We start from the raw sequence: 8926 nt of genomic DNA on the forward strand, positions 1-8926 counted from the left end.
GCTTGGACATTGCGCTCCGGGAACTGGGAGAAAATCCCTTTGGAGGCAAAGACCGTGCGACGTCGGTGTCTTTGGCAGGCGCTATCGGTGCCCGAGCTCGCTTCAATCGCCGTTGAGTGAAGCAACTCTAGAAAAGCAAGCGCCGTGCCAGTTTTCGAAATGAATCCAGATGCTATTGAATCTAAAAGGAAATTCCCGTCCTATTCAGATTGCCTAAATAATGGACAGAGGATATAGTGATTAATTATTGTGCGCCGCGGCATTTGGGGGATTTCTCTGCCGCTTAAACAAGCAGCGCCTGTCGCTCAGATGTCGTCGAGCGCGGCGTGTGGAACGCCCGTCGCCTTTACCGGAAAGGCATCGACGTAATCCCCGATGTGTTCTGGGTCGAAGACGTGCCCGTCCATGAAGCGATCGTCGGGCGTTGCGCCTTCGATAGCCAGGTAGGGCTCCGCCGGCAGCGCACTGCTCGCGAGGGCTCGGCGGTAGAGATCCGGCCGGTAGGCCGCGACGCTTGCCTCCAGGCCCTCGGCAGACAACGCAACCTGTCCCCAGCGGACCATCTGGCTGTAGGTCCATAGCGCCTGGCTCGGCCGCGGGTAATTGGCAGAGCCGGCGTGAAAGACGAAATAGTCGTCGATGACACGCTGGTTGCCTTCGGGGTCGATGGTGAATTGGCCGGCCAGCACCCGGCGCAGGATATCGACGGGCGCCGCGACGTAGCGTTGCTCGGAAAGAACCTCTGCGAGTGCTGCCCGGTTCTCCGCTGCGTCGCACCAGCGCGCAGCGGCATCGAGTGCAACGATTAGCCGCGAGACGGTCTCGGGATTGGCTTCGGCCCAATCGGGCCGCATGCCGATCACCTTCTCCGGCGCGGAGGGCCAGATATCCTGCTTGGTCGCGACGATGCGACCGACGCCGCGTTCCGAGGCAACCATGTTCCAGGGCGCTCCGACACAAAAGCCCTCGATGGCACCGGCCGCGAGCGCATCGGAGGTCATTGGTGGCGGTACGACGACGAGCTTGACGTCGCGGTCCGGATCGATGCCTCCGGCGGCAAGCCAATAGCGGAACTCGTAATTGTGCGAGGAAAAGGGGTAGGTGACGCCAAGCGTCAGCCGCGGCCTGCCGGCGGTCCGAGCGCGACGAATCACGGTTGCCAGGGCCTCCGCATTCGCCAAGGCGTCCTCGCTCGCGCCGAGTTCGGCCTCCCTCTGCATCTCGGCATAGAGCCGCGTCGACAGGGTGATCGCATTGCCGCCGCGCCCGAGCGAGAAGGGCGTGATCGTTGGCGACGGGTTGGAGCCGAGGCCGAGCATCGCGGCGACCGGCATGGGCGAGAGCATGTGTGCGACGTCGAATTGCCGGAAAGCGAGCCGGTCGCGCACATTCGCCCAGGAGACATCCTTCACCAGATCGAGGGTGATGCCCTCCTTTTGGGCAAAGCCGAATTCGGCTGCGGCGATCAGCACGGCCGCATCGACGAGCGGAATGAAGCCGGCGCGCACGGTGCGCGAGCCCTCGTGTCCCGCGATAGCCGGGGCCGGCAGGGCCTCGCCGGCGGCGAGTTGGCGCGTCTTGGACTCGTCGATATTCGTCAATGCGTTCACTCCGGTCTCTCCCGACGCGCGGCTCTGTGGTGTCCGTCGCTCATCGCATCAGCAATCCGGCGGCGGTCACCACGCTCTGCGCGATTTCCGAGATCTTCTTCTTCTCGTTCATCGCGGTCTGGCGAAGCAGCGTGAAGGCCTCCTCCTCGGAAAGCCCCCGCATTTTCATGAGAATGCCCTTGGCGCGTTCGACGAGCTTGCGTTCCTCAAGGGCGGATTTCGCGTCCGCAAGCTCTCGTTGCAGCCGGCTGAAGGCATTGAAGCGGCTGACAGCCATGTCGAGGATCGGTTTGACGCGTTCCTTTCTCAGCCCGTCGATCACGTAAGCCGAGACGCCAGCCTCGACCGCCGCCTCGATCGAGGCCGTGTCCGAGCGGTCGACGAACATGGCGATCGGCCGGCCGACGGTGCGCGTCAGCTGGAAGAGGTGCTCCATCATGTCCCGGTTGGGGTTTTCGATATCGATGACGATGACGTCCGGCTGCAGCGTCTCGATGATGCGCGCAACCCCGTGGACTTCGTGGATGACCGTGACATTGCCGTGGCCCGCCTCTCGCAGGCCCTCCTCGATGATCGAGGCGCGAATGGCGTTCTCGTCAATGACTAGAATGGTCAGGTCTCGGTGGGGCATGTCGCATCATGATGCAGTGCAGCAAATTTCGCAATATGCCCTGCCTAAAATATTTGCTACCTCGGGAGTTGCACCAATTTAAGGCGAAATCGCCCGCGAAACACACGTTGCATGAGCAAAGGGGAAGCTCAAACGCGACTCGCTAGACGCCTCACTGTTCAAAGCGTCATGGATCGCCTCCGATAGTGAATGGGGACGCATGGCGGAGCCTGCAGTCGGCAATTGCCTGACCTGGAAAACTGTGCGACAAAATGCCTCGCGACCTGCTGGGGAGAGCACGGCCGCAGTGAGAGGAGAGAATATTTTCCAGTCGTCTTGAGTCGGTTGAGCCGCTCCTGGACAGGAAATATTTTGGGAGGAGAGCCATGCCGCGGACTGATGTGTCCGTCCACCCGCTTCCAATTAAGTCGGCTCTGGTGATCGACGATCATCCGCTCTACTGCGATGCCTTGGCCGCTACAATGGAAAGCACCTTCAATACGCGTCGAATTCGCACTGCCTGTTCGCTCGGTGAAGCGCTGCAGCAATTGCGAATGCGATTTTCGCCTGACCTGATCATGCTTGATTTGAATCTGCCCGATGCGTCGGGTTTAAGCGGCTTTCTGAAGATCAAGGAAAGGACGCCTGATATCCCGGTGATCGTGATCTCGGCGATCACGTCCAAAGGCGTCGTCGAGTCGGTCATTGCCGCCGGCGCCGCGGGTTTCATCCCCAAGGATATCGGCCGCCAGAATTTCCAGGAGGCTATGCGGGATATCTGGAACGGCAAGACCTATGTGCCGCCCGGTTACACGATACCGGCCCGCACCCGGCCGGCTGATGGGTCGGTGGAAACAATTTCGCGCAAGATCGCGCATTTGTCGCAGCAGCAGACCCGCATTCTGGGGCTGATCTGCGAAGGGATGCCGAACAAGCTGATTGCCTACGAAATGCAACTGGCCGAGGCGACTGTCAAAGCCCACATCACGGCGCTTTTGCGGCGCCTGGGCGTCCACAATCGCACCCAGGCGGCGATGCTGGTGCGCGAAGTCTCGATCCGCCATAGTCTGCAATGAAATGTGCCGGCAGCGCACGGGGCTCGTGAGGAATGACGGCACATGACGGCTGCCGACGATCTTGATCGCAGAGCGGCGGTGGGCGTGCGGCTCGCCGTGTCGCATGCCGCTGATGCTGGCGAAGCCCTTGCCGAGATCAAGCAACAACTCGCCACGGCAAGGCCGAGCTTCATCCTTCTGTTTCCGCCGAACCGGTTGCAGCCCGACGACCTCGCTGAAGCCGTGCGAATTTCCTTGCCGGACAAGGTCGTTTTCGGCTGCACGACCGCCGGCCAGATCACCTCGCGGGGATATGAGAATGACGCATTGCTCGCGATCGCTTTCGAGCGGCGTCACTTTCGGGTTGCTTCGACCCTGTTCCATCCGATCTCGCCGGTTTCGATTGCCGATGTCGTGTCGCAGACGGAGCGGCTCGCCTCGCAGTTTCGCGCGACGCCGGGCCGCAAACGGCTTGCCCTGGTTTTTGCCGACGGACTGTCCAAGCAGGAGGATATCCTGATGGCGGCCCTGGAGGTTGGCCTGAAGGACGTTCCTGTGTTTGGCGGCTCAGCTGGCGACGGGCTGCGGTTCGCGCACACGCAGGTGCTGCACAATGGAGAATTCCACAGCAATGCCGCGCTTCTTCTGCTGCTGGAAACGGATTTGGCTTTCAGCGGTCTCGGCTTCGACCATTTCCAGCCCACGGATGTCCGTATGGTGGTGACCCGCGCAGTTCCGGAAGAGCGGCTGGTGCTGGAGATCAACGGCTCACCGGCGGCACAGGAATATGCCCGGCTCGTCAAGGTGCCGGTTGCCGAGTTGTCGCCGACAATTTTCGCAGAGAACCCCGTGCTGGTGCGCAATCGCAACCTCTATCACGTGCGGGCGATCCAGCAGATTCACGGCGAATCTGGCCTCACTTTTCTTTCGGCAATCGACGACGGTCTGCTGTTGACGCTCGGCCGCGGCAAGGAAATCATCCGCACGCTCGATTCCGGACTTGCCGTCAGCGACAAGGACGGTGAAGCGCCTGATTTCATCCTGGGGTTCGATTGCTATCTGAGGAAGCTTGAGATCGAGCGCAAGGGGCTGGACGGTAAGGCGTCCGAGCAGTTCCGGCAGCGCCGCGTCATCGGCTTCAACACCTATGGCGAACAGCATCTTGGCGTCCATGTGAACCAGACCTTTGTCGGCGTCGCCTTTTTCCGGCCAAAGGAAGGAAGCACGCCACTGTGATCAATCCGGACGAACCCTACGAGATACAGCTCGCCAAGCAGGCCAAGATCATTGAGGCGCTCATCAACCGGGCCGAGCGCGGCCATGAAGTCGGCGGCTCCGCCTATTCTCTCTTCGAATCGGCCATCGCCTTACAGGCCGAAGTCTGGGAAAAGACCAAGGATCTGGAAAAGGCGCTCGACACACTCGGCAGAGCGTCGAGCGAGCTCGAGATCGCCTATCAGGCGCAGGAGCGCATCCAGAGAAACCTTGCCGATGCCATGGTCGCCATGGAGGGTGGCTTTGCTCTCTTCTCCGAAGATGGGTTGCAGGCCTGCAACGCCCAATTCCGGCACCTGCTTGCTGATATCGAGCCGCTCATCAAGCCCGGCCTCGGTTATGACGACTATCTCGCGGCCGTCAACGCCAGCAAGTATCTGAACCGGAAGGAAGGCGGGGTGATCGGCCGCTCCCAGCCGCTCGTGAAGGAGCAGGGGCCGGATCAGCGCTTTTCGTCCTTCGTGATGGTGCTGAGGAACGATCGCTGGTTCCAGATATCATGCCGGCAGACCAGTTCCGGCAACATCACAGTCCTGCAGACCGAAATCACCGATATCGTGCGGGAGAATCGACGCGAGAAGAACCGCCTGATCGATCAGCATGCTCATTTCCTGCAGGCCGCTTTCGATCACATGTCGCTCGGCATCTGCACGTTTTCGGCGCGCGGCGAATTGCGGGTTCGCAACGAACGCTTCGGCGAGCTTCTCGGCGTGCCGCTCTTGCTTCTGAAGAAGGGGAGTCTCTTTCAACGCATCGTCGAACATGTCGAGCGTCACGAAATTCTCGATCGCAAGGGACGCCGGTTCGCCGGCTGGTTCAAGGCCACCCGCCGCGGCGAGACGGTGCAGGAACGGTTCAGGCGGCGTGATGGGATGAGCCTCGACATCCGCATCCATTCCCTACCTGACGACGGCTTCATCGTATCGGTCATGGACGTGACGATGGAGACGCAAGCGGCAGCGCTTCTCGAGCAACGGGTACAGGAGCGTACCGCCGAACTGATCGAAGCCAACCGCCTGCTCAAGATCCACGCCGATGAGCAAGCCAAGATCGAAGGTGCTCTTCGGCAGGCCAAGGAAGCGGCCGAAGCAGCTCACACGTCCAAGACTCGCTTTCTGGCGGCGGCCAGCCATGACCTTCTTCAGCCGATCAACGCCGCGAAACTCTATCTGTCGATGTTGACGGAAGCCGTTGGACAGCCGGGGGTGCAGGATGTGGTCAGCCGGCTGAACCGATCCTTCGCCTCGACAGAATCTCTTCTGCAGGCGCTTCTTGATATTTCGCGCCTGGACAGTTCCGGGGCCGAATTCAACGTCACATCGTTCGACCTTGGAAGCGCCCTACAGGGCCTGGCTGAGGATCTGGCGCCCTTGGCGACCGAAAAGGGGATCGATCTTCGTATGGTCCCTTCCTCGCGCTGGGTCACCAGCGATCAGCGTTACCTGATGCGCTGCATCCAGAACCTGGTGGTGAACGCTATTCAATATACGGAGCGTGGACGTGTGCTCGTCGGCTGCCGACTCGGCGGCGACCGGCTGCGGATCGAAGTGTGGGATACCGGCATCGGCATTTCGGAGGAGGACCAGACGCGGATCTTCAACGAGTTCACTCGGGCCGGCGGTGCGGGAAAAGGCACCGGCATGGGACTTGGCCTGTCGATCGTCGAGCGAGCCTGCCGGCATCTCGACCATCCCGTCCGGTTGGTATCGCAGACCGGCCGTGGCTCCGTCTTTTCGATCGAGGTGCCGCTGGCCATGCCTGGCCGTGCCAGCGATGCCTGCGAAAATCCGGTAGCGGAGGCGATGCTCGACGGCAGCCTTGATCTCATCGTCATGGTTGTCGAGAACGATCCCGACGAGCTTCACGCGATGACGCAAATTCTGGAGAACTGGGGAGCGAGTGTTCTGGCGGCCGGCTCGACTGCCGATGCCGTGGGGCTGATGCAGGAAATCGGCACGGCGCCCGATATTCTGCTCGCCGATTATCAGCTGGACGACGGCGACAATGGCATAGAAACGATCCAGGCGCTGCGTACGCTGGCAGGAGTTGAAGTCCCTGCGGTCATTATCACGGCCAATCGGCAGCGAGAATTGCTGCGGCTCGGCAACGAGATGTCGTTCGCGGTGCTTGCCAAGCCTGTGCAACTGGTGCGGCTGCGCGCATTGATCGACTGGAAGACCCGGGCGCGCGTCGCGTGAAAGAAACACAGACAAAGGTCTCCGGTGACAATGCGGCAGCCATTGCTAGGCTTGTCGCCGACAAACGGGAGCCCGAAACGGCCCGAAACGGAAGGTCTATGATGCGCGTTCTTCCTCTGCTTGCGCTGTTCCTGCTCGGACTTGGCCACGGGCCTTTGGCGGCTGCCGAAACCTACGCGCTTCTCTTCCGATCGACTGCGCTGAAGGGGCTCGAGGCGGGGCCGGGCAGCAGCGAAGCCGCCCAAGGCACACTCGTCTACGACAGGGTCATAACCGGTGCCGATGAAGGCCAGGCAAACGGCAGCTTCAGCATCGCTCTGAAGATCAAGCCCGACGACAATGTCGCCCTGACACTCCATCACGGCGCCCGGTCTCGTGGGCTTGGCAGTTATCCTGCCTCGGTGGGCAATCCGCTCATCATGTACTTTCTCGAAAACGTGCTGGCCGATGTCGCCTTTCAGTCGGGCGGCAGCCCTTTCTATATGCGCAACCGGATCAAGGAAGCCCTGCTGCGGGACGCCGAGATCGTGCCCGTGACACTTCGTTACCGGAATCGCGATATCGCTGCGCAGGAGGTGACGATCCGGCCGTTCACGACCGACAAGGCGCGCGAGCGGATGGGGAGGTTTTCCCAACTGGCGCTCGCCGTCACCGTGTCGGAAGAAATACCAGGCTGGTACTATTCACTGATTGCCACCGTTCCTGCGGCCGCTGGTGCAGAGGCCGGCTATTCCAACGTCATTACACTGAAAGCGGCGGGGGAGGGCCGGCCATGATGCGGTCCGCGATATTGGCGTTGGCCATAGCGGCGGCGTCGCTACCGGCGAGCGCGCAGAGCATGCCGGAGCGACTAAATGATTACCCGACCGAGGTCCGGGCCGACTATGTCTTTGGTTGCATGGCGACCAACGGCCAGAGCCGGAAGGTTTTGAGCCAATGTTCCTGTTCGATCGATGTGATCGCTTCCATCCTGCCATATCGCAAATATGCCGAAGCCGAAGCGGTGCTGTCGCTCCAGCAGGCGGGCGGCGAACAGATGGCCATGTTCAAGTCGGCGGTCGTGCCACGCACCATGGTGGCCGAACTGAGACGAGCTCAGGCAGAGGCGGAGATCCTGTGCTTCTGACAAACCCTCAGGCGGGCGGCGGCCTCTCGCCAGAGCGTGGTCGAAGTGATTGTCGTCCAAACGCCGGAGCGCCGGGTCTGTTCGATCTCTTCACCGTGAACGCCGCTCTTGCCTGAACGGAGCCGGAGTGGGGCCTGTGGCAGTGTGGCTCAGTGCGGCAGATGCCCGAGCAGGATCTGGGCAATGGCATAGGCGCGTTTTTCCAGAAGCACCGGCGTTTCGCAGACATAGGTGAGCGCCTGCGATCGATCGCGGTAGATGCGCTCGTCCCAGTCGATCTGTTCTTCGAGCTTGTCGATACGATCGAAATCCGGTTTCGTTTCGCGCGTAAGCTTCGCCATCTCGACCCGGCTGCCGTCGATCCGCGTGGACAGTGCGATCTGGCTGCGGGAATAGCGGCCGATCCCTGCGATTAGCCTTTTCCGGTTTTCCGAGAGGTTCTCGAACACTCCGAGGAAGATATTGCCGAGCATTTGGCTGTCTACCGGCGCAGTCTTCTCAACGAAAGCCTGGATATGGGCGCCGGCCTCTTCGAGCGTGACCCGGCGAAGCGACAGGATTGCCACGAGATCGTTTGCCGCAGGTGCAAGCGGCAGGCGGGTGATCGGCTCCGGCCACATCAGGCTCACTGACAGGTTCTCGGCCTTGCGCTGAATGCAGGGCCAGTCGGGATCGGAAAAATCCACCGCGCCTGCAGTGCCTGGAGGTTGTGTTGTTAGGCAAAGCGCCAGAGCAAGCGCATGCCAGGCGGCTCTCATCCTTGTCTCTCCGTCTTCGAACGAAGGTCAGTATAGGCTGACCAAGGGAAAAGCCAAAGGTCGCGATTTACACACTAAGGTCGCAATTGTCATTACGCCGCGGCGCGTCTGTAATCTGTGTACAAGGCCCGAAAAGGCGACCTTACAAAACGCGGATACCGGAGGCATTTCATGCGCACTCGCGCTGCTCTGGCTGTTGAAGCCGGAAAACCCCTAGTTGTGACCGAAGTCGAGCTCGAAGGCCCGCGGGCCGGCGAGGTGCTGGTCGAGGTCAAGGCCACCGGCATCTGCCAC

8 protein-coding genes and 1 pseudogene are annotated in these 8926 nt (G+C 61.1%); 6 read left to right on the forward strand and 3 right to left on the reverse strand.

Annotated elements, in window-relative coordinates; all coding sequences use genetic code 11:
- Window positions 1-305 precede the first annotated feature (305 nt).
- Window positions 306-1610, reverse strand: a complete 1305-nt coding sequence (locus CO676_RS17715) for a CmpA/NrtA family ABC transporter substrate-binding protein (RefSeq protein ID WP_097522038.1) — start codon at window positions 1608-1610, stop codon at window positions 306-308.
- A 40-nt stretch (window positions 1611-1650) separates the two neighbouring features.
- On the reverse strand, window positions 1651-2241 hold the full coding sequence (locus CO676_RS17720) for an ANTAR domain-containing response regulator (protein ID WP_097522039.1): 591 nt from the start codon (window positions 2239-2241) through the stop codon (window positions 1651-1653).
- 365 nt (window positions 2242-2606) lie between these two features.
- On the opposite strand from CO676_RS17720, the gene CO676_RS17725 reads away from it, so the two are divergent.
- The 5 genes from CO676_RS17725 (at window position 2607) to CO676_RS17745 (ending at window position 7874) form a co-directional block, all read left to right on the forward strand.
- The gene (locus CO676_RS17725) at window positions 2607-3296 is read left to right on the forward strand and encodes a response regulator transcription factor (RefSeq protein ID WP_097522040.1); all 690 of its coding nucleotides are present in this window, start codon (window positions 2607-2609) and stop codon (window positions 3294-3296) included.
- A 42-nt stretch (window positions 3297-3338) separates the two neighbouring features.
- Window positions 3339-4511, forward strand: coding sequence for an FIST signal transduction protein (locus tag CO676_RS17730; RefSeq protein ID WP_097522041.1), 1173 nt, complete (start codon window positions 3339-3341; stop codon window positions 4509-4511).
- Complete coding sequence (locus tag CO676_RS17735) at window positions 4508-6748, forward strand: ATP-binding protein (protein ID WP_097522042.1); 2241 nt, start codon at window positions 4508-4510, stop codon at window positions 6746-6748. Before CO676_RS17730 ends, CO676_RS17735 begins: the two co-directional genes overlap by 4 nt.
- 101 nt (window positions 6749-6849) lie before the next feature.
- Window positions 6850-7524 (forward strand): hypothetical protein, encoded by a 675-nt coding sequence (locus CO676_RS17740; RefSeq protein ID WP_097522070.1) that lies wholly within the window; start codon window positions 6850-6852, stop codon window positions 7522-7524.
- On the forward strand, window positions 7521-7874 hold the full coding sequence (locus CO676_RS17745) for a hypothetical protein (protein ID WP_097522043.1): 354 nt from the start codon (window positions 7521-7523) through the stop codon (window positions 7872-7874). Before CO676_RS17740 ends, CO676_RS17745 begins: the two co-directional genes overlap by 4 nt.
- Window positions 7875-8023: 149 nt before the next feature.
- Here the strand turns inward: CO676_RS17745 and CO676_RS17750 are convergent, their stop codons facing one another.
- Window positions 8024-8632 (reverse strand): hypothetical protein, encoded by a 609-nt coding sequence (locus tag CO676_RS17750; RefSeq protein WP_097522044.1) that lies wholly within the window; start codon window positions 8630-8632, stop codon window positions 8024-8026.
- Between the two features lie 171 nt (window positions 8633-8803).
- Here CO676_RS17750 and CO676_RS17755 point away from each other — a divergent pair.
- A pseudogene (locus CO676_RS17755) lies at window positions 8804-8926 on the forward strand (S-(hydroxymethyl)glutathione dehydrogenase); the annotation flags it as partial.

The sequence above is a fragment of the Sinorhizobium sp. BJ1 genome (genome assembly GCF_002531555.1).
GTDB classification, from domain to species: domain Bacteria; phylum Pseudomonadota; class Alphaproteobacteria; order Rhizobiales; family Rhizobiaceae; genus Sinorhizobium; species Sinorhizobium fredii_B.

Coding starts and splice junctions, on each gene's coding strand:
- CO676_RS17730 (WP_097522041.1), top strand. CDS start 3,339: ATGACGGCTGCCGACGATCTTGATCGCAGAGCGGCGGTGGGCGTGCGG.
- CO676_RS17740 (WP_097522070.1), top strand. CDS start 6,850: ATGCGCGTTCTTCCTCTGCTTGCGCTGTTCCTGCTCGGACTTGGCCAC.
- CO676_RS17720 (WP_097522039.1), bottom strand. CDS start 2,241: ATGCCCCACCGAGACCTGACCATTCTAGTCATTGACGAGAACGCCATT.
- CO676_RS17750 (WP_097522044.1), bottom strand. CDS start 8,632: ATGAGAGCCGCCTGGCATGCGCTTGCTCTGGCGCTTTGCCTAACAACA.
- CO676_RS17745 (WP_097522043.1), top strand. CDS start 7,521: ATGATGCGGTCCGCGATATTGGCGTTGGCCATAGCGGCGGCGTCGCTA.
- CO676_RS17725 (WP_097522040.1), top strand. CDS start 2,607: ATGCCGCGGACTGATGTGTCCGTCCACCCGCTTCCAATTAAGTCGGCT.